Source organism: Methylobacterium soli, from assembly GCF_008806385.1.
Lineage (GTDB): Bacteria > Pseudomonadota > Alphaproteobacteria > Rhizobiales > Beijerinckiaceae > Methylobacterium > Methylobacterium soli.
Genome location: NZ_VZZK01000061.1, coordinates 1 through 19,529 on the forward strand (window position 1 = coordinate 1; position 19,529 = coordinate 19,529).

General features: G+C 63.0%; 23 protein-coding genes and 1 pseudogene. 16 read left to right on the forward strand and 8 right to left on the reverse strand.

Going from position 1 to position 19,529, the window contains the following annotated elements:
- Positions 1–159 (reverse strand): annotated as a pseudogene (locus tag F6X53_RS33930) (zinc metallopeptidase); the annotation flags it as partial.
- A gap of 203 nt (positions 160–362) precedes the next feature.
- Here F6X53_RS33930 and F6X53_RS32770 point away from each other — a divergent pair.
- Complete coding sequence (locus F6X53_RS32770; protein WP_210386427.1) at positions 363–542, forward strand: hypothetical protein; 180 nt, start codon at positions 363–365, stop codon at positions 540–542.
- A gap of 251 nt (positions 543–793) precedes the next feature.
- Positions 794–2,281 carry an 8'-apo-carotenoid 13,14-cleaving dioxygenase gene (locus tag F6X53_RS29875; RefSeq protein ID WP_151005228.1) on the forward strand — a complete coding sequence of 496 codons (1,488 nt, stop codon included), beginning with the start codon at positions 794–796 and terminating at the stop codon, positions 2,279–2,281.
- A gap of 79 nt (positions 2,282–2,360) precedes the next feature.
- Here the strand turns inward: F6X53_RS29875 and F6X53_RS29880 are convergent, their stop codons facing one another.
- A complete protein-coding gene (locus tag F6X53_RS29880) occupies positions 2,361–2,996 on the reverse strand; it encodes a class I SAM-dependent methyltransferase (protein ID WP_151005230.1) in 636 nt (211 codons plus the stop codon).
- 664 nt (positions 2,997–3,660) lie between these two features.
- Between F6X53_RS29880 and F6X53_RS29885 the strand changes: the two genes are divergently transcribed.
- The 6 genes from F6X53_RS29885 (at position 3,661) to F6X53_RS29915 (ending at position 10,174) form a co-directional block, all read left to right on the forward strand.
- The gene (locus F6X53_RS29885; RefSeq protein WP_151005232.1) at positions 3,661–4,422 is read left to right on the forward strand and encodes a Crp/Fnr family transcriptional regulator; all 762 of its coding nucleotides are present in this window, start codon (positions 3,661–3,663) and stop codon (positions 4,420–4,422) included.
- 88 nt (positions 4,423–4,510) lie between these two features.
- Positions 4,511–4,966, forward strand: coding sequence for a DUF6894 family protein (locus F6X53_RS29890; protein ID WP_238298388.1), 456 nt, complete (start codon positions 4,511–4,513; stop codon positions 4,964–4,966).
- Entirely contained in the window at positions 4,963–5,235 is a 273-nt protein-coding gene (locus tag F6X53_RS29895) for a hypothetical protein (protein WP_151005237.1), read from the forward strand. Before F6X53_RS29890 ends, F6X53_RS29895 begins: the two co-directional genes overlap by 4 nt.
- Before the next feature lie 540 nt (positions 5,236–5,775).
- Positions 5,776–6,867 carry a hypothetical protein gene (locus F6X53_RS29900; RefSeq protein WP_151005239.1) on the forward strand — a complete coding sequence of 364 codons (1,092 nt, stop codon included), beginning with the start codon at positions 5,776–5,778 and terminating at the stop codon, positions 6,865–6,867.
- 595 nt (positions 6,868–7,462) lie between these two features.
- Positions 7,463–7,807, forward strand: coding sequence for a hypothetical protein (locus tag F6X53_RS32775; protein WP_191971060.1), 345 nt, complete (start codon positions 7,463–7,465; stop codon positions 7,805–7,807).
- 888 nt (positions 7,808–8,695) lie between these two features.
- The gene (locus tag F6X53_RS29915; protein WP_191971057.1) at positions 8,696–10,174 is read left to right on the forward strand and encodes a GGDEF domain-containing protein; all 1,479 of its coding nucleotides are present in this window, start codon (positions 8,696–8,698) and stop codon (positions 10,172–10,174) included.
- 1,012 nt (positions 10,175–11,186) lie between these two features.
- On the opposite strand, the gene F6X53_RS32780 is transcribed toward F6X53_RS29915, so the two are convergent.
- The 3 genes from F6X53_RS32780 to F6X53_RS29930 form a co-directional block, all read right to left on the reverse strand.
- Entirely contained in the window at positions 11,187–11,351 is a 165-nt protein-coding gene (locus F6X53_RS32780; protein WP_191971058.1) for a hypothetical protein, read from the reverse strand.
- Positions 11,352–11,538: 187 nt separating this feature from the next.
- Positions 11,539–11,781 (reverse strand): DUF6894 family protein, encoded by a 243-nt coding sequence (locus F6X53_RS29920; protein WP_151005243.1) that lies wholly within the window; start codon positions 11,779–11,781, stop codon positions 11,539–11,541.
- Positions 11,782–12,115: 334 nt separating this feature from the next.
- Positions 12,116–12,391: a DUF6522 family protein gene (locus F6X53_RS29930; RefSeq protein ID WP_151005245.1), complete on the reverse strand. Its 276-nt coding sequence runs from the start codon at positions 12,389–12,391 to the stop codon at positions 12,116–12,118.
- A 554-nt stretch (positions 12,392–12,945) separates the two neighbouring features.
- On the opposite strand from F6X53_RS29930, the gene F6X53_RS29935 reads away from it, so the two are divergent.
- The 4 genes from F6X53_RS29935 to F6X53_RS29950 all read left to right on the forward strand — a co-directional run bounded on the left by F6X53_RS29935 (position 12,946) and on the right by F6X53_RS29950 (position 14,945).
- Positions 12,946–13,221, forward strand: coding sequence for a hypothetical protein (locus F6X53_RS29935; protein ID WP_151005247.1), 276 nt, complete (start codon positions 12,946–12,948; stop codon positions 13,219–13,221).
- Between the two features lie 36 nt (positions 13,222–13,257).
- Positions 13,258–13,500, forward strand: coding sequence for a hypothetical protein (locus F6X53_RS29940; protein WP_151005249.1), 243 nt, complete (start codon positions 13,258–13,260; stop codon positions 13,498–13,500).
- Positions 13,501–13,667: 167 nt separating this feature from the next.
- Positions 13,668–14,111, forward strand: a complete 444-nt coding sequence (locus F6X53_RS29945) for a lysozyme inhibitor LprI family protein (protein WP_191971059.1) — start codon at positions 13,668–13,670, stop codon at positions 14,109–14,111.
- Between the two features lie 588 nt (positions 14,112–14,699).
- Positions 14,700–14,945, forward strand: coding sequence for a hypothetical protein (locus F6X53_RS29950; RefSeq protein WP_151005253.1), 246 nt, complete (start codon positions 14,700–14,702; stop codon positions 14,943–14,945).
- A 72-nt stretch (positions 14,946–15,017) separates the two neighbouring features.
- Here F6X53_RS29950 and ctrA read toward each other — a convergent pair whose 3' ends face one another.
- A complete protein-coding gene (gene ctrA, locus F6X53_RS29955) occupies positions 15,018–15,719 on the reverse strand; it encodes a response regulator transcription factor CtrA (RefSeq protein WP_151005255.1) in 702 nt (233 codons plus the stop codon).
- 136 nt (positions 15,720–15,855) lie between these two features.
- Here ctrA and F6X53_RS29960 point away from each other — a divergent pair, with 136 nt between their 5' ends.
- The 4 genes from F6X53_RS29960 (at position 15,856) to F6X53_RS29975 (ending at position 18,114) form a co-directional block, all read left to right on the forward strand.
- Positions 15,856–16,056 carry a hypothetical protein gene (locus F6X53_RS29960; RefSeq protein WP_151005257.1) on the forward strand — a complete coding sequence of 67 codons (201 nt, stop codon included), beginning with the start codon at positions 15,856–15,858 and terminating at the stop codon, positions 16,054–16,056.
- A gap of 121 nt (positions 16,057–16,177) precedes the next feature.
- Positions 16,178–16,792 (forward strand): chemotaxis protein CheB, encoded by a 615-nt coding sequence (locus F6X53_RS29965; RefSeq protein ID WP_151005259.1) that lies wholly within the window; start codon positions 16,178–16,180, stop codon positions 16,790–16,792.
- On the forward strand, positions 16,785–17,129 hold the full coding sequence (locus F6X53_RS29970; RefSeq protein WP_151005261.1) for a hypothetical protein: 345 nt from the start codon (positions 16,785–16,787) through the stop codon (positions 17,127–17,129). The genes F6X53_RS29965 and F6X53_RS29970 overlap by 8 nt, the downstream gene beginning before the upstream one ends.
- Before the next feature lie 271 nt (positions 17,130–17,400).
- Complete coding sequence (locus tag F6X53_RS29975; RefSeq protein ID WP_151005263.1) at positions 17,401–18,114, forward strand: Crp/Fnr family transcriptional regulator; 714 nt, start codon at positions 17,401–17,403, stop codon at positions 18,112–18,114.
- Positions 18,115–18,198: 84 nt separating this feature from the next.
- Here the strand turns inward: F6X53_RS29975 and F6X53_RS29980 are convergent, their stop codons facing one another.
- Together F6X53_RS29980 and F6X53_RS29985 are read right to left on the reverse strand one after the other, a co-directional pair.
- Positions 18,199–18,480: a hypothetical protein gene (locus F6X53_RS29980; RefSeq protein WP_151005265.1), complete on the reverse strand. Its 282-nt coding sequence runs from the start codon at positions 18,478–18,480 to the stop codon at positions 18,199–18,201.
- 352 nt (positions 18,481–18,832) lie between these two features.
- Positions 18,833–19,093 carry a hypothetical protein gene (locus tag F6X53_RS29985; protein ID WP_151005267.1) on the reverse strand — a complete coding sequence of 87 codons (261 nt, stop codon included), beginning with the start codon at positions 19,091–19,093 and terminating at the stop codon, positions 18,833–18,835.
- Positions 19,094–19,529 lie beyond the last annotated feature (436 nt).

Below are 19,529 nucleotides of genomic sequence, written 5' to 3' on the forward strand. Positions count from 1 at the left end.
CCGTGCGAGGTCGAGCAGATGGCGGGCGAGCTCGCCTCCGGTCCCGGGCAAGTCCGGCCGCTCGGTAGCGTGTTGCTGCATCGCCCGGCGCACCCACCACTGAGGGCCGAACACGAGGCCGAACAGGAGGGCGGCGCCGAGCGCTAGGAGGACAGGCATGCCGGGTAAGTAGGTGCGCGGCCGAGTCGGTAAAAGCGCGGTGCTTTACTCCGCCTTCAGCGCCTTCTCTGGGCTAGGGAGAAGGCCGCAGTTGCGGATTGGCGGACGGCTGAGGCTGGCCCTATCGCAGGGTTGGCGATTCCGCCAGGCTCTAAGCGGGGGTCACCGCCGTCCGGGCCGCTGCGGGAGACGTGATCGTTCAAGTGTCCCAGGTGTTCGAAGACGTGCTCGAAGGCGTTCGTGACAGCCTGCTCGAAGGAGCCATCGTTCTTCCCCTGTGCGTCCCTGAGAGCACTGAGCAAGGCGCGGTGCTTTTCGGTATCCTCAGACAAGTCTTCCTCCCGACCGGCGTGAACGTCGGCTCGGCAAGCCAATTTCCATGATCGACCCCGGTTCCAGCGCCTCATCAATGATGGACCCAAGGGGGACAGCGTGGCGTCGTCAGGATCGGGGGATGTATGCTTACCCGCATCCAAGCATTTCTGTTGTGTGCTCAAGGCCCCGTGCGGTCGCCGGTACGTCCCGTGGGGGCAGAGGCGCGTCGGTCCTTGAGATCTTCCTTCGGCGGCCGGTAACCGGGCGGCCCTGCCTCGACGACGTTCTAGCCTAACACCTGATCCGGGGATCGCTGCCGATGCCAAACCGTGTCCAGTCGGCCTTCCGCGCTGCCGCCGAGGCCGGCGTCGGTCTGTTGGCGGCCTGCAACCGGCTGCGTCTGCCCATAACGCGAAACCCCTTCGTGGTCGGCGTACACGAACCGATGCGCGAAGAGCTGACACTCGAAAACCTGCCGGTCACCGGGGCTATCCCGGCGGGGCTCGACGGTCTCTACCTCAAGATGGGAGCCAACCCCGTCCGTCCGGCGACGCGGGGCCACGACTGGTTCCTTGGCGACGGCATGGTGCACGGTCTCGCCATCGAGGGCGGCAGGGCGCTGTGGTATCGCAACCGCTGGATCGGCTCGTGCACCGCCGCCGCGGCGCTCGGCCGGCCTGCTGCCTCCGGTCCGCGGCGGGGCGGCAACGACACCGTCAACACCAACGTCGTCGAGATCGGCGGCCGGATTTTCGCCGTGGTGGAAGCTGGCAGCTTCCCCGTCGAACTCTCGCGGACCTTGGAGGAGCAGCGCTACAACCCGTTCGACGGGACGCTCGCCGGATCCTTCACTGGGCATCCGCACCGCGATCCGCTGACCGGTGAGACCCACGCGGTCGCTTATGACGGCCGCGTCTGGGACAGCGTGCGCCACGTCGTCGTCGCGCCGACCGGGCAGGTGGCGCGGGATGTGCCGATCGCGGTCGAGCACGGCCCCTGCATCCACGACTGCGCGATCACGGCGCGCTTTATGATCGTACTCGACCTGCCCGTCACGTTCTCGTTGAGGGCGGTGCTGGCCGGCTACCGCTTCCCGTTCCGCTGGAACCCCGACCACAGGGCCCGTGTGGGCCTACTCCCCCGGCAGGGCGACGGCGCCGACATCCTCTGGTGCGAGGTCGAGCCTTGCTTCGTATTCCACACCGCCAACGCCTACGACGACGCGGACGGGCGGGTGATCCTCGATGTCATCGCCTATGAGACGGTGTTCACCTCGGCCGCGGGCGGGCTCGACAGCCCGGGCCGGCTCGAACGCTGGAGGATCGATCCTGCGACGAGGCGGGTCGAGCGGCGGGTGCTCGACCCCGCGGCGCAGGAGTTTCCCCGCATCGATGAGCGGCTTCTCGGGCAGCGTCACCGCTACCTCTACACGGTCAGCGTCCCTGCCGACGGCAACACGCAACTCGCCGGTGCGACGCAGCTCTACAAGCATGACCTGGAGACGGGCGAGTGCCACGTGCACGAGTTCGATGCCGGCCGCATCCCGGGAGAGTTCGTCTTCGTGCCAGCGCGCCCTGGGGCCGGCGAGGACGAAGGTTGGCTCGTCGGGCTCGTCATTGATACCGCCCGCGACACGACGGACTTCGCCGTCCTCGATGCGCGAGCGTTCGACGCGCCGCCCGTCGCCAAGGTCCGCCTCAGGCACCGGATCCCGCCGGGCTTCCACGGCAACTGGTTCCCGGCGTACGCTTTAGGCGAGATGGGCAAGTATGGCGCCTTCGAGGGTAGCGCCGAGGTGGGATCGTGACACTCACGCTGTCGCCACGGCTATCGGCACACGCCGTCCTGCACAGTCTCTCCGTCGGGACCAGCCAGCACCGGGTTCCTCAGGCCGCGGAGGTCCAGCCGATCACCGCCGTCATGGGATCGCCAGGGCCTCCATCGGGCTTGAGGATACGTCCTTCGATGCGGACGAAGCCGGCGCGTTGGAGATATAGACCGACGAGTTGGGCATGTCCCGTGCCGTCGAGAGCGTTCCAGATGGCCACCGCCTTGGTCGGGAAGCAGCGGTTTGAGAAGCTGATCACCGCCGGAGCACCCGGGCGAAGCACGCGAGCCACCTCGGATAGGACGGCGACAGGGCGCTGAAGGTATTGCACCGAGACGCAGATCAGCGCAGCGTCGACGCATGCCGTGTCGAGTGGCAGGTCCGTCGCGGCATTGAGGTCCTGCACGAAACGCTGGGTCAGTCGAGTATTGGCGGCGAGTTCCGCGGTGTTCAGGCCGTGTCCGATAACGCTGGCATAGGCAACCTCCTCCGGCAGGTGGCTGACCCAACTCGACATCAGGTCGAGGATGTCGCCGCCCGCTGGGGCAACCTCCCGATACAGGTCGGTCACAGCTGCGATAGCATCAGCGTCGATATGGGTCACGAAGCGCGGTTGGGCGTAGAACAGGATATCGGGATCACTATCGTGCTTCGCGAATGCTTCCGGTGGCAGGTCCGGTAGATGCTGGGCCATCGTCGGGAATGCCTCCAGGCCGAGCGGCGCGCCGACCTTGATAGCCAGCGCACGAACCGCAGGTTGAGGGCAAGAATAGGGAGAGCTCAGCGAACTCCCAGTACGGGCGCCTAAGTTGCCGCATCAGCACGATAGCACGGACCAGGGTCGCCTCAGAGCCAAGCGGCTGAACCGGGACCATCGCAGCGCATCACCTTGCTCGCGAGGCACTCCTTCGCATGTCGTCACACCTAAAGTGACGGGAGCTGGCCGTTTGCGGTCCGTCCGCTTCGGCAATTAGGTCGTGGGTCAGCAGACATTCGGCGCGGCTCAGGTGAAGGCTTCAGATTGGCCCCTTCCGGATCTTCACGGCGCACTTGAGGAGCGCCGGCCACGAGCGTATTCTGGACATTTGATTTCCTGACAGGGTTTTCCGACACGTGCGGGGCGCATCACGCTCGACACGTACGCCCCGACCGGCCTGTCGGATTTTCCGTCGTTTCCCCGACACGGCATTTTCCGCCGTTTGGAACGGTCCACATGGACAAGCCCTATTGGAACGGCTTGGAGCAGCTGGGCGACTTTGATGCGCCTTCCCTTCACGTGACCGCAGGACGTTCACACAAGTGAAGTTATTGGCAAACGGAGTGACATACGTTGCCGCTGTCGCGTCGTGGAGGCCGGCATGCCGCAGCACCTCATCCGCAAGCTGGAGCAATTCGCGCGCCTCTCCTATGATGACCGGCATGCGCTCGAAGAAGCCGCTCGCCAGCGGGTGCGGCTCTTCGATCCTCACCAGGACATCATCCGCGAGGGCGATAACCCCGACCACGTCAACCTGATCCTTGAGGGCTGGGCATGCCGCTACAAGACCCTGGAGGACGGACGCCGGCAGATCATCTCGTTCTTCCTGCCCGGGGATCTGTGCGATCCGCACGTCTTCGTGCTGCGCGAGATGGATCACTCGATCAGCACCATCACGCATGTGAGGCTCGCCGAGATCTCGCGCGACACCCTCCTGAGCCTCACCGAACAGCATCCGCGCATCACTCAGGCGCTCTGGTGGGAGATGCTGGTGCACGCCGCCACCCAGCGCGAGTGGACGGTCAACCTCGGTCAGCGCACCGGCCTGGAGCGGATCGGCCATCTCCTCTGCGAGCTGTTCATCCGCTTGCGTGGGGTCGGGCTCACGAACGGCGACAGCTGCGCTCTGCCAGCGACCCAGATTGATCTGGGCGACGCCACGGGCTTGTCAAACGTGCACGTCAACCGCGTGCTGCAGGAGATGCGCACCACCGGGCTGGTCATGCTGAAGGGCAAGTACCTGACGATCCCGGATCTGGAGCGGCTCCAGCGGGTGTCGCTGTTCAACGTGAACTACCTGCATCTCGACCGCGAGGGACGTCATCTCGACGCCAACGGCTCCGAGCGGCTCAACCCAAGTTAGCGCGCTGCTCCTGCGCCAAGACGATGGTGACCTATCACGGCAGTTCCTCCGCCGGTGAAGCGGCATTTAGGCAGGGTAACGAGGACAGATGACGCTCTATCATTTTCATCTTCGGACGGCCGGCGGTCTGGAGCGAGATGAGGTCGGCATGATCCGGCCGGACCTGGAGACGGCCTATCTCGACGTCTGCAGGACCATCCCGAAGCTGATGGCTGAGCTGGTGCAGGAAGGGCATGACGCGGCCGCCTGCGCGTTCGAGATCCGGGATGAGGCCGATCAGCTCCTGATGGAGGTGCCGTTCCTGGAGCGGGTGACCAAGCGACCAAGAGCGTGCCAGCCGGCGCCGCTTGCGCTCTCGCCGGAGACAGAGGCTTTGTTCAACCAGCTCGATCTGCTCACGCTGGCCATCAACCGTGAGACGACGCGGCTGCACGAGAACGTGGAGCGCGCCTTCAGGCAGGCGGCGCACATGCGCGCAGCACAGGCGAACCTGCTCTGGTCCTTCGAGACGTGGTCAGAGCGCCAGTCGGCAAGCGTGCGATGAACCCGGATCTGGCCGACCTCGACCGCAATCCTGGACACCTCACCTGGTTGGAGCGCGAGTACGAGCACCTTGTCCAGGCCACGCGGCATCTGAGCGACTGGGAGAGGCGCGTAGTCGATCAGGAGATCGCCATCGCGGAGATGGATGCGAGGGGCTGGGATACGTCACTGGCCGAGGCGCTGTTGCGGACGATGCAACACACGCTCGCGGTGGGGCGCCAGCACCAGCAGCTCATCCTGGAGGCCCTGGCCACCTCTCGCTGCTCCTGAGGCAATGGCCACGCGGAGGCTCCATAACGCCCAGTCGGCGAACCGCACCGCAGCAGGATGGCGCCTGCTAAGTTCCGCTGGAGCAAGCCCTATTGGACCGGGGCCTCGACGACGCTGGCAGGAAGCAACGGGAGGGGCGGCTCCATGATCGTCCTGAACCCTCCATAGGCGCATGGGTCCAGATCTCGAGGCCACGCCCGAGGCCGAAGCCCGTCGACTGTCTGCTGCGTTGGCAGCCAGTTTCGCCTTGCTCGTTCCGTACAGTGAACCTAAAACACAACCCGTACGGGCATTCCTGAGTGAGTGATTGTAGCCGTAAGGGCCGAAACGATGCAGCACTATGACTTCACATTGCTGAATTACCATGCGACCGCGCCAGGTCTAAGTATATACGCCTTGGACATTACGCCTTACGGTAAGGTTCTCGTGGAGTATATTCAGGGATATAGAATTGGTGAATCGACTACGTACTTCAACTACGCTAATGGAAGCTACTCGCAAGTCTCCTTCGACCCGCCGTCTGACCGGGCTCCCCTCATTTTGCTCACCTACGAGTTGGCGGGCGAGAACGATTCCGGGACGATCGTCGGCAACTATCTCACGAGCACGTACGCCGGCGAGGGCTTCATCAATGCGAACGGCGTTACCATGCCGGTGTCCTTCCCCGGATCAAGCTCGACCATCATCTCCGGCATCAACGAGGACGGCACCATCTTCGGGTCATACTCCCTGAAGACTGACCCGCAGGGTAACACCCACGGCTTCGTCAATGTCGGCGGCACCTTCTCGACAGTCGACGTTCCATCGGCAACCTCGACCAGGTTGCAAGGCGTCACGGGAGGCGTCGAGTTCGGCAGCTACACGGATGCGTCCCAGCATACGCACGGCTTCCTTTTGAGCGGCTCGATGCCCGTCACCATCGACGTTCCCAACGCAATCAGCACCTCCGTGACCGGCCTGACCTCATCAGGCGAGGTCGTTGGCACCTACACCGATGCGTCGAACCACTCGCACGGCTTCACGCTCGAGAACGGCGTATTTCAAAACATTGACTACAACGGCGCGACCAGCACCAGCATCACGGGCGTCAACGATGCTGGCCAGCTCGTCGGTAACTACACCGACAGTACTGGGAACCACGCCTTCGTGACGGGGGCTCTGAACCCCGTCTACCGCTTCCTCGACACGGCAACGGGCGACCACTTCTACACGACGAACGCCGAAGAGAAAGCCAACGTTCTCAAGACGTTGCCGACCTACAAGTACGAGGGCGTGGCTTGGTCAACGCCGGACAAGAGCGCCAACACGGTTGACGTGTTCCGCTTCCTCGACACGGCGACGGGCGACCACTTCTACAGGACGAGCGCCGACGAGAAAGCCAGCATCCTCAAGACGTTGCCGACTTACCACTACGAGGGCGTGGCCTTCGAGGCCTACAACACGCCGACCGCCAATGCTTTTGGCGAGGTGACTCTTGAGCGCTTCTTCAACACGACAACGGGCGTGCATCATTACGCGGCCGACGCCAGCGAAGCCTACGGCATCAACCACGGCACGGCTGGGCCGGGCTGGGTCGACGAGGGACCGGGCTTCACCGTCCACGTGCCGACGACCGGCATGCTGCTCCTTTGAGCCACTGATTGGGGCATGGGCCGAAATGTCGGCCTGTACCCCAGCCCATCCTGGTGGCCTGCTCCATAACGCCCAATTCACGAACCGCGGCTGAGTGTCGGTTGGCTGACGCATTTACCGGCATCGCCTCTAATCCCGACTCTCACTTCATTGGGAGGGGGCCTGCGTTTGGCCTCCAGGCGTGCGTGCTAGCGACGTAGGCAAATCCTCGGCACTGCTTATGCGCTGCTGCCATTCGGTAGCGCGCTCGCGATCAAGCTTCTGCGCGGCGTACAGGGCGCAGACCACTAACACTCCTATTCCGAGGGATGCCTTCGTTACCGCCCAGGTGCGCTTGATCATCGACCACCGTCGCACGGAACGCCGTGAGTACGATACAGCCTTCCTGTCGCGCGGAGCGATCTTCCCTCATGGGCCACATGATCCATCACCTTGCACCCGAACAGGTGGTCAGGGCTGTTGATCGTGCCTCGGTCAGAACCGTCGCAGAGGCGGTTTAAGGATCAGCTGACCACCTCGGTAGGTCGGAGTTGGGAAGTGGAGTGCTGTAGGTCGCCGAAGAGATCGTGCAGACACCGAGGCGGTGCATGCTGCTGTGAAGGGCATCTGCCGGCGGATCGGCACGGCCCCGAACCAAAAGGCCGCCGCCACCGCCGAAGTGCTGGCCGCGATGCTGATGAGGATACCGGACACCCTCACGGGCAAGCGGGATCGAGCGTTGGTGGCGCTGGACTTCTCGGGAGCATTGCGCCGCTCCGAGCTTGTCGGCCTCGATGCCGAGGACAACCTCGCCGCGTTCTGCCAGCGATGCCACGTGCTGCATGACCGGCCAGAGCATCGGCGCACGCTCCTTCGGCGAAAGGCAATGGGTGACCTTTTCAAGGGGCCACACCTTAAGCCATACCCCGCGCAGATCCAAGGAAGGTTCCAGGCGTGTTAGGAGGAAAAGTTGACATGATTGAGTGACGAAACGGATGACACATCGCTACGTGCTCTGAACGAGTGCGGAGCACGACGATGGGCCTGTCACTTCAGCGATTTGGTTGCTCGCTTATGAGTAGGTTGCTCCTGCTTCTGGCGGACCAACCCTACCCGAGAGATGCTGATGGCCGGAAACATTTACTGGAGGCTCTCGCCGATCTCGAAGCCGAGGCAATTGATACGCCTCGCTCTGCGGATACTTTGGCAGCGATCCGCTCGACCCGGATGATGGTTCAGATCCCAGATTGTCCGATGAGCGCACCGCCAAAAGGGCACTGAGGAACCAAATCCATTGGCAATCGGGCTGCCTCTCTGACGGCAGCTCTGAGCCCTTCAAGAAGGTCCACGAATTACTTCCATGCTTCCTTGTCGCCCCTCTGGCGCGGCACTCCCCCAGCCTGCTTGATGATGGTGGCGGTCCAGTCCTCCCGTTCCTCGTTTGTGAGAATGGTGGTCTCGGTCGTCTACATCGGGGCCGGGATCGGGTCACGACACCTCAAACAACTCAGACGCGAACCTCGTGGCTTTTAGCTAGTGGTGCCACATGCTGCACGACCGGCCGGAGCGCCAACGGCGGTGATGGCTCACTCTATTTCGTAGGAGCGCTCTCGGCGGCCTAAACCCATAAAGTAGTGCCAAGCCGCAGATGTGGAGGCACGCCTCAATGGTAAAAATTTACCTCACCCAAGAGATCGCTTGCAGTCGCCCGACTTAGCAGGAATTTGATCAACTCGTCGCAGTATCAAGCAGTTTGATGAAGCTAAAATTTGGTCCGATGCCTGTGCGTCCTGCCCTCAAGCCGATCTTCCGGTGGACGCATTCCGCTGCGTGGCTGAGCGCTCTCAGCGTGTTCGCGGTGATCGGTCTATGCGCAGTGTCGGTGTTCATGCTCTGGCAGATGCGCCTTGATGCTGCTCGGCGCACCGAAATCACATCCCGCAGCCTCATCCAAGTGCTCGGGCGCGACATCGCCCGTAACATCGAACTCTACGATCTCTCTCTACGCGCCGTGGTCGATGGCATGAAGCGGCCGGACGTGGCCGACCTCAGCCCGGACCTTCGCCACATGCTCCTGTTCGACCGTGCCGCAACCGCGCTCGGCTACGGCAGCATCGTTGTGCTCGACGCAGCCGGGAATGTCGTCACCTCCTCGCAATCAGCCATCCCGCCGGCATTCAACAGCGCAGATCGCGAGTATTTCCGCTACTTCGCCACACACGCTGACGACGACTTGCATGTCAGCTCCCCTTCCGTCTCACGCCTGAGCGGGCAGTGGGTGATCACGCTTAGCCGTCGTATCTCGAACCCGGACGGCTCGTTCGCCGGTGTCGTCGCTGGCGCGATCTTCCTCGATTACTTTCGTGGTCTCTTCACGGCTGCCGGCGTCGACCACGCAGGAACCGTGACGCTGTATGGACCTGGTGGCACCGTCGCGATGCGTGAGCCCTTCGATCCGCGCCAAATCGGCACTAGCGTGGCTGATACCGCCAGCTACCTAGAGATCCTGAAGGCCAAGAGCGGCAGCTTCGTCGGTCCGGCCATGCTGGGTGCGGGCGACCGCCACTTCGCCTTTGCCCATATCGGCGACTATCCCCTGCAGCTCAGTGCTGCAGTACCCCCGGGAGAGATCTACGCCGACTGGCAGCGCAAAGCGCTCGGTCTCGGCAGCGTCGTACTTTGCCTTTGCGGAGTGACGATGCTGCTGACGTGGCTGTTCGGACGCGAACTGGCGCAGCGCCGCCGCGCTGAGGAGGCGACGGCGGAACTGAACATCGAGTTGGCGCAACTGGCAACCACAGATGCACTCACCGGATTGGCCAATCGGCGGCGGTTCGATGCGGTCCTTGCGCAAGAATGGCGGCGCTCTGTGCGCTCACAGCAGCCTTTGTCGTTGCTCGTCATCGACGCCGACTACTTCAAGGGCTTCAACGACAAATATGGACATCAGAAGGGTGACGAGGCGCTGAAACTAATCGCCCGCTCGATTGAGGCTGCGACCGATCCAAGCCACGACATTTCTTGTCGGATCGGTGGAGAGGAGTTCGCCGTCATCCTGCCGGATACGGATGTCGAAGGAGCCATCATCGTTGCGGATCGCATTCGGGATACCGTCGCCGGCTGGAAGTTGGCACATGCGGCCAGCCCTCATGGCGTTGTGACGGTGAGCTGCGGACTGGCGCAGATCCCGCGCACGCCGGCAGTCGATCCTGCGGCCCTGATCGCAGCAGCCGACAAGGCGCTCTATGAGGCGAAGAGGCTTGGGCGCGATAGGGTTGGCGTGGCTGGCCGAGTTGTGTCGAACCTGCGGCTTGCGTCAGCCTTGTGAGGGTTCGAACCTCCGTTCGATCCGAACCTGTTCAAACCTCGCTGATCGCGAGAGAAACCATCGCCTCCGTGCTCGCTCTGGTAGGCGCCTACAAGTGGTTCGAGGCCGGGGCGATCACTCGGCCTTCGTGAGCGCGCACGAGTCGCCCGCCCGTATGGCGCTGGAGGTGCGGCGAGAGCGTTCCTGCACGATGAGTTCGAGGCGAATTATCCGCTGGATGGATGCGGCGCAGGCCTGAGCATCCCCGAACCTGCAGAGAGATTTGCAAAGCGGCGCGCTGATGCCCTCCAAGCTCTGAACGTCGCCCTCAAACGCACTTGGGCGCCAGGGCTCGCAATTGCGGATTGGGCGGAATTAGCCGGCGCCGATATCGGCCTACAGCCGGAAATCTGAGACATGCTGGGAGTCGTGGGGCTGCGGTTCCCGTTCCTCGGTACGCCACCCCGATCACCTCGCGTCGCTGACCGCGAATTGCTCAATCCCCTGGACCTGGGACTCTATCTTCGCCAGAGAGACCAGCACGAGCGCGGCGACCAAGCACAGAGCCACGGCAATTAGGATCCTCGTGGCCCGGTTCAGTCGGTTTCGGATGAGCGCGCGCATCATTCCACCCACCTGGGGAACCGATGCGGCTAAAGCTTGACCGTTTCACACCACTGTCCCGACCTGGATCTCCTTGGTTGCGCTGAGGTCCAGGCGACAGGAACGGCCAAAGACAAGGGCGCCAGTTCGAGAGCCAACGCTCAATCCGAGTCGTTTGACCTGGGGGCCGCCTCCGGTTGCGCCTCGTCGCTGGGCTGCACCTGATCGGCCACGGCTTCGGTAGGATGATAGGCGCGTCCGACCAGCGAGAACGCAGCGAAAGCGATCACCCCAGCAGTGACCACGGCCAAGAGTCGGAGTGTCGGTCTCAGCGAAATTCGCATATGAGCCTCCTACGCAGAGGTCCTTCAGAATACCGCTTCAGTCCGGCACCGTCCGTGATGCGGATCACAGATGTGCCGCTTGATCGCTATTCCGCGTTCAGAGATTGAAGCGACGCCGCAATTTCCCAGACCCCCAATTCGTGAAGGCTCATCGCCCCCGAAACCGTGAACGTGCCGACGGTGAGGAGGAGAGCGGCCCCGAGGAGCCTAATGGCGGTGTTGCCGGAATGCGGGTGATGGATGAGCTGCATGACAGCCTCCCAAATCCCGCTATCACCGGGAAAACATGCATCTGTTGCCGCGAGATGGCGGTGACAGATCGCACGCGATTATGGGCTTGGTGAGCACAGCGTGACCGTGGACGGCCGATAGCCTCAGCGCACTGCCTGACAGCCAAGACAACAGTGAAGCGAGCGAGCCTCTGAGCGCAGCCGTGAGCTATCCCAGCGCGTTGCTATCAGTCGGATAAGGCACCAGGGCCAGCACGGTCGCGTGCACGTCGAGGATCGCGACCCGCCAGTGTTGCGGATCCCGCCCACCGGATGCCCGCTCCTGAATGATCCGCGTCCATATCCCAAGAGCATGGACCTGAGCTGCTTCCATGTCGGGGAGATCGACTCCCTTGTGGTCCCGGGTCACGTCGTCGCCGTCGTGGAGCACGTCGAAATAGAAAAACGGCACGTGACCTCCACCACCAGTTGCATCCTGCCCGCGATGACGACAACGCGCGTCCGGATCAAGCAGTGACGGTGGGCCTGTCTGATCCCTCACTAGCGCTGACTGGTCTCCGCGAGCACGTGCTTCTCTGCCTTGCGGACGACCGAGACCGGATCACAGCCCCTCTGCTGAGCGAGCAGGAGCAAATCGGTGATCAGGTGACGATCTCACAGATGGGAGCACCGTCCAGCCCACGCCGGGCGGCCCCTTCCGCGCGAAGGTAGGCGTCGAGTGCAGTCTGCGCGAGACCCGTTCGGCTAGCATCCGCAGGCATGAGGCAACTCCTCGACAGCGCGTCCTAGTGAACGGTGTCCCCCGACACGCTGTCCGGCGACATACGACATTCATTGATCAGATATCCGGCGCAGTCGAAAAAGCCCTGCCAGGCTGCCTCTCGGCATCGGACCGTGACCTGCGACCGGCCCTTATCTGCACCGCGCCCTGGCACGACTCGGGTGTGGACGAGCCCCAGCATCTTCTCGATCTTCAACTGCTCACACGAGATGCCGAGCTTGCGTGCGAGTTCGGCCGGGTCGACGACCCAATCGCCCTGGGCATTGCAACTGAAACGCATTGGTATGCCCTCCATCGGCTCGGCAGTGGATGCGGACCATGGCGGCAGAGACGGCCTGCCCACGGTGACAGCTCGCGAGCGGATCAGAGGATGAAGTACCGAAGGGTACGGGGCTCAGTAGGGCCGCACAGCACGTCAGGCTAGCACCCTGACAGCCAAGCCACGCACGAAGCCCGCTCACGGCCCGCTGAGCGCAGCCGTGAGCCGGTCTGCGAGGCAGGGTTGAGATAGACCCCCGGGGGCGGTGAAAGTCTGGGGCCGGTAGGGGTGCGGACCGCACAGGGTTTCTGTCAGAGGTTTTAAAAATTGGACCCCTGAAAATTTTAGGGCCGGCCCGCCCGATTAAATTGCTAATTTTCGAATTTCACTCAGCCGTTGCGCGGCGCGCTTCAGCCGGGTTCTTTCTCCGCGCCGAGCCCCAGCGGGCGAAGGCCGGACCGGTTCGCTTCAGATGCGTGTCAGCGTGCTACGGCGCTTCGACCGGTCTCGCGGCGTCCCTTGAGGCCCCGATCCGAACGCCAGACGATCTGTTATCTTGCGTTCGAGGAGCAGCCATGGCCGACGACGTGCTCGCGGGGAAATACGGGCGCAGGACGGAGGAGTCCGGAGGCGCCATGGTCGCCTACATCGAGGCCTTGGGGGTTGTCGGGAGTTCTCACTACGCCATTCGCGCCCTCGACCCGTCCGGTCAGATCCTGACGCTCGCCACCTCGATCATCAGCATCGAGGATCTTGCGACCTACACCTTCTTCGACAGCTTCGACGAAGCGAACCCGGACACGTCCTACGATCCGGACGCGCTCGCCGATGAAGACGGTTTCGACGCGTGAGAACCACGCTAGCCTCATTTTTCAGAGAAGCTCGCCATGGATGTCATCGTCACGCCGGTTGGCTCGACCGGCACCGCCTGGAACCTGGACTACCGTCTCGGCCGCCATCTCGGCACGATCCGCAAATCCGATGCCTCAGAGCCCTTCGAGATCGAGCCGGTGCCGACAAGTACCCTGCACGGGGTTCTCCGGCTGCACATGACCCTCGACGCGGCGATGTCCGCCATCGCGAGCCGCATGGGCGGCGCCTGCGAACGCGACAGCCAGGATTGGGATTGAGCCGTGGCCAGCCTGCTTCCTGCGGTGAGTGAGCCTGCCACCGAGCTCGCACCATTCTCGTCGCGCGCAAAGCTGAGGCGGATGCCGCTTCCGCGGATCTCTGGCTCGCCTGGCAGGCCAGCCGCACACCCGCCGAAACCATGCCCGGCAGGTCAGGTGAGGTTCTGATGCGCAACATCACTCAGCCGATCACCGTGGCTGCCACCTTCGGGTTCCTGGTCCTCGGCGCTAGCGAGGCGCAAGCGCGCGGGCCAGCAGCGCCCAAGGTAGAGCGGAGCGCCTTCGCCAAGGCGGCAATCGGCTGTGCGGAGAGGGTGCGAACCACCGCTGACACGAGAGCCTGCTGGATCAGCCAGATCGATAAGGCTCAGAAGAAGTTGGACCGAGAGTACCAGCGGTTTCTCAAGGCGATCCCATCCGACAAGCAGAAGGATGTCGCGTCAGCCCAAGAGGCTTGGCGAAGGTACAGCACATCTCAGTGCGACCTCTACATGAGCGTCTTTGAGGGCACGATGTGGCATCCGCTGTCCGACCAGTGCGTCCTGAGGAAGGTTGAGGAGCGCACGAGAGAGCTGGCGGAGGTGCGGCGGGAGTATGAGGCCGGACCTTGATCGAGACAGCCGGCCAGTTCAGGCTTGAGAACTATTTTGTTAATGTACGCCGACGGCATATTCAATTTTTTATTGAGAGTATCTATGCCTCTCACTTTTAGGAGCCATCGTAAATGCGTGCGGTCTGAGCAACTAATTGGGCTTGGCGCCTTTGGACGTGCGTAAGCTCGTGAAATCTTTGCTTCCAGGCTGGCTTGCCACGGCCACCACGGTTTTGCAGGCGAGGGAGACCGTCTTCACGGACCAACCCTCTGCCTGATGGAAGGACTTCCTCCGCACACGCGTACAGACGGGTGCTGCCGGCGGGACGACCACCACCTGTCTGGTCTTAAGCGGGGCCTTGGCAGGACGTGCTAGCACTGTCCCGGGCGCAGCGATGAGCGCAAGAAAAACGAGGAGACGGAACATGGAGGAGACCTCGGCCTCAGCCCCTCTAACTAACGCAGCAACCTGAGCCATTGTTTCGGCCAGCACTAAATTTGAGCGTGAAATTTGGGCGGCTCCGAGCAGGTGGTGTAATCATGAGCGGCACACTACGCAGGAGGCGGCCATGGCGGAGTCAGACGTTGCGGTCTTCTGGAGAGTGATGTGACGATTGAGGACGACGAGATCCGGATCGACGCTCTGGAGAGCAAGCTGACGAAAGCCCGCGAGAAGCGCGACGGCTTGATCGCTCTGCTTCACGAGATGGAACATGCGGAACGGGCTGGGGTGTCGAGCAAGGATCGCAGGCGCGAGTTGGTATCCCTGTCAGAGCAAGCCTTGCGGCGCGTGATCGAGCTAGAACAAGAACTTGAGATTACCTACGAAACGGCAGGCAAGCCGGCGCGGTGAACCTGGACAAGATCGAGTCCATTCGGCTCTGAGGCTGACCTTCAGCTTCGCAGCCGACCGTCTTGTCTTGGCTTAACCGGCCATGGCTCGCATCTCGACCATACCATCGTGCAGCACGTAGCCGCGGCCCCAGACCGTCTCGATGTAGTTCTTGCCCGAGGAGGCGTTGGCGAGCTTCTTGCGCAGCTTGCAGATGAAGACGTCGATGATCTTCAACTCCGGCTCGTCCATGCCGCCATAGAGATGGTTGAGGAACATCTCCTTGGTGAGCGTCGTGCCCTTTCGCAAGCTGAGGAGTTCCAGCATCTGGTACTCCTTGCCGGTGAGATGCACCCGCGAGCCCGAGACCTCGACGGTCTTCTGGTCGAGGTTCACGATCAGGTCGCCGGTGGTGATGACCGACTGGGCGTGGCCCTTCGAGCGGCGCACGATCGCGTGGATGCGGGCGACGAGCTCGTCCTTGTGGAAGGGCTTGGTCAGGTAGTCGTCGGCCCCGAAGCCGAGGCCCTTCACCTTGTCCTCGATGCCGGCCATGCCCGACAGGATCAGGATCGGGGTCTTCACCTTGGCGACCCGGAGCGAGCGCAGCACCTCGTAGCCGGACATGTCCGGGAGGTTCAGGTCGAGCAGGATGATGTCGTAATCGTAGAGCTTGCCGAGATCGACGCCCTCCTCACCGAGATCGGTGGTGTAGGTGTTGAAGTTCTCGGACTTGAGCATCAACTCGACACTCGCCGCGACCGATGCGTCATCCTCGATCAGCAACACGCGCATCGGTAAGCTCCGGCAGAAGTTGACAGATCCTAACCAGACACCGGCAACAAACCGTTAAGCTTCACCGGAGCGGATCGCGGGACAAGGGCGGACCGGCTGGGCGCGTTCGAGCTGGGCTAGCCGAAGAGCGCGGGCCATGAATGAGACTGCTTTCAACGTCGCGACCCAGTACGTCACCGAGGCCGAGCAGCGCCGGGCGCAGCAGATCAGCCTGATCGCCAAGCTGACCGGCGAGGCGCAGGCGCACGCCCGGCAGGTCTTGACCGAGATCGAGCGGACGCTCGCAATTGCCCGCACCCATCACGCGCACTTCCTCAGCTTCGCGGACGAGCCATGACCGGGCCGGCGCTCGCTCCAGCTAAGGTCTGATGAAGGCAAGCCCTAACGGAACGCGAATGGTGAGGCTGAAAGCGCTGTAAGAGCGTTGACGCACGGCAAGGAAGCCGGAAGGAACTCCTGTGAGCGACGTCGCCATCGTCGTGGTGGGAGCCTCGTTGGGCGGTGTTGGCGCCCTGCAAGAACTCACCGCCGGGTTCAATATCAGCATTCCAGCGGCGTTTTTCGTCGTGCAGCACATCGGGCGGCATCGCAGCCTGCTTCCCGCACTCCTGAACCAGTGCTCCGTGCTGCCGGCCGTACATGCCTATGATGGCCAGCCGTTCCGCTCTAATTACATCTACGTCGCACCGCCTGACCATCATCTCTGCCTCACGCCACACCTGATCCGGCTATCGCGGGGTCCGCGCGAGAACTTCGCCCGACCAGCTATCGACCCGCTGTTTCGCTCGGCCGCATGCTGCCATGGGGCAAGAGTGATCGGGGTGCTTCTGACCGGCCGGCTCAGCGATGGAGCGGCCGGCTTGCATGAGATCCGGGCACGCGGCGGTCTGGCCATTGTGCAGAGCCCCATGGAGGCCGCCTGTCCTGACATGCCGATCAATGCGCTTCGGCATGCGGGTGCCGACCACGTGCTCCCGCTTGCGGCCATGCCGGGCCTGATCGCAAGGCTCGCGCAAGGCGTTATTTCTGCGAATGAACCGTCGCCTTCGACCGAGGGAGAGGAGCATGGGTGACGAATATACGCTCAACCGCCCGTTCACGCTGAGCTGCCCGGAGTGCAGCGGAGTGACGGAGCGCAGTGCCACGGGAACACTGCTGCAGTGGCGCTGCCACATCGGTCATGTGCTGACCGGCGATGCAATGCTCGAAGCGCAGGCTGTGGCTCTTGAGATGCGGCTGGGCTCGGTGCTCTCGCTGCTGAACGAGCGAGCCGAGTTGTGCCGGCAGCTGGCGGAGGACGCGGTTTCTGAAGGGCAGGACACCACGCTCCTGGAGGCAGCCCGACAACAGGCCTTGCAGCAGGCTGAGCCGGTCCGGGCACTGCTTGAGAGCGAGTGGGTGCCGGCTTGAGGCAAACAGGGCGGTTCCCTAACACCCGATCCGCGCATAGCGTTACGGACTGGGTTACCAGCCAAGCACCCTCTTCCGTCTCAACGCGTGTGACCGCCCAAGGCAGGCTGACGAGCCTCCGGCTGTGTCGCGCATCGACGGTCGATGAACCGCCTCAGCGGTACCCATCCATCATTTTTCTGTATGGTCCCGGTCGTATGGCTACGCTCGTGCCGTGCATGTGGAGGCGGGCCAGACAACCCGCGCGTCGAGAGGCGGTCCGGGCTGAGCGATGCATGACCTGCTGATCGGACGGCTCGAACATGCCGGCCTTTTGTCTGAGCCCGAGCGGCAGGCACTTCACACGCTGACGCTGCGCCCCCGAGCTGTGGCCGCGCGCACTGACATCGACGCTGGGGGTGAGCCTCACAGCGTCCAAATGATCCTGAGCGGCATCGCCTGCCGCTACAAGATCTGGTCCGGCGGCACGCGGCGCATCATCTCCCTAATCCTGCCCGGCGACCTCTGCGACGGTCACCTGCCCGTTCCCTACACGCTCGGGAACATGGTCGGGGCGCTCACCCCCTGCACCGTCGCGGACATCCCGCGCCAAACCATGGCCGACCTCATCGAGACCTACCCGCGGATTGCACGCACTCTCTGGTGGATGACGCTGGTGAAGCTGAACATCGCGCAGGAGTGGCTCGCCAGCACGAGCCGAGGCGCCGACAAGCAGCTGGCCTTTGTTTTCTGCGAACTGCTCGTGCGCCTGCAGGCCACAGGCCGTGCAGACGAGAACAGCTTCGAGTTCGGCCTCAGCCAGCCGGACTTGGCGGACGTGATCGGGATCTCGCAGGTACACATCAACCGTGTGGTGCAATCCCTGCGCAGCAGCGGCCTCATCGTCTGGAGCCATCGCCGGCTGACCATCCCGGACGTGGCGCGGCTAAAGGCCTTCGCCGAGTTCGACCCCGGGTACCTGAGCTTTGGTGAAGGGCAGCGCTAGGCACTCTGCCCGAGCGATAGCGATGAGCTGTTTGCGTTCTGGAATGATCGACCCGCCTCTCGATCGGATCGAGTGACAGAGCTGCTAGGATTTGGTTGGCGGCGCGACCGGCCGGCCGGGCGCCCGGATCGCCAGCGAGCGCCCGTGTAGGAAGCGCGCCGAGTCACCGAGAAGCGGCAGCACCTCATCCAGCTTGGCTTGCAGACGACCGGCTTCCGCGAGCAGGTCAGCGGCCCGCTCCCGGAGAGAACGAGCTGCCGTTGTTTGACCGAGCCGCTCGAAAGCCGCCGCCGCCGCGTTCAGGTCGAAGGCAATGATCTCGTCAACCAAAGCCGCAGCCTGCAGTTCAGCATCAAAGCGGGTCAAGGCCGCCCTCCCCAGGTAGCGCTAAATCCGTACCAAACGATACGAAGTGATGGAAAGTTTCAGGCCGACACAAGCCAAGAGCCGCGCGGCGTCATGATGTTCATTGGCCAAGGGCATGGCCGGCGGTCAAGGGTGGATTTCGGTTCGAAGCTTTGGCAAGTCGAACTTCGGACCCGGGAGGTCCAGAGTGGGCTCGAACAACTGTTACTGTATTTAGTCGCGCCGGATGGCTCAGCTCAGAGCTTCCGAACACTTCTTAGATGGCGGTTTTCGGTTCCATACTCGAACTTACGCGAAGGGAAATGTGCGACTTATGCGAACTCGCGCGTGACGGCAGAGCCGGTCCCTCCTGCTACTGGCCGTGATCCCGGGCGCGCGCCACGCGGTGGCTGTGCCGCTCGTCGTAGAACCCGTATCCGCGTGGATGCCCGTATCCGTAGCCGTGATGGTGATAACCCCCGCCATGCCCACGGCCACGGTCTCCACCAAAGCCCCCATACTTGTCGCGGTGCCGGCTGTGTGCGCTGTCGTCCTTCAACGGGTTGGCAGACGCCACGCTGATGGAGCCTACGAGGCTCAAGCCCATCGCGGCAGTCATCCAGAACGTTCTCATGTCACATTTCCTTTCGCTTCTCAGGGCGAGGAACGTCGAGAGCGACAGAAGGGGTTAGTCTGCCAGAACTCGGCCTTGGCGGTTGCTCGGAGCCGCCGCTCTATACTGCATATTATGCGAAGCGCCGACAGAGCCGTCTAAAGGCTCCATAACGCCCTCCCTGCGAACATCTGCGGCTCATGGATCAACACCGGTCCTCCGCGACGAGGCCGCCGAAGGTCCGCAGATGGCGCAACGCAGATCTACAAGCTGAGCTGCAGCAATGTCCGCTTCGGAGAAGCCGCTTGTGTCCTCTGAACGCCTGGAATGGGCGCGAAGCAGCCGACCGAAGGTGGCCGATAGGAGACGGTCCGCTTGCAGCTTAGCGGGCCAGGAAATCGGACGCGCGCCTCGCAGGTCTCAGAACGAGAGGAGTCGCCGAAGGCGGGCGATGTTC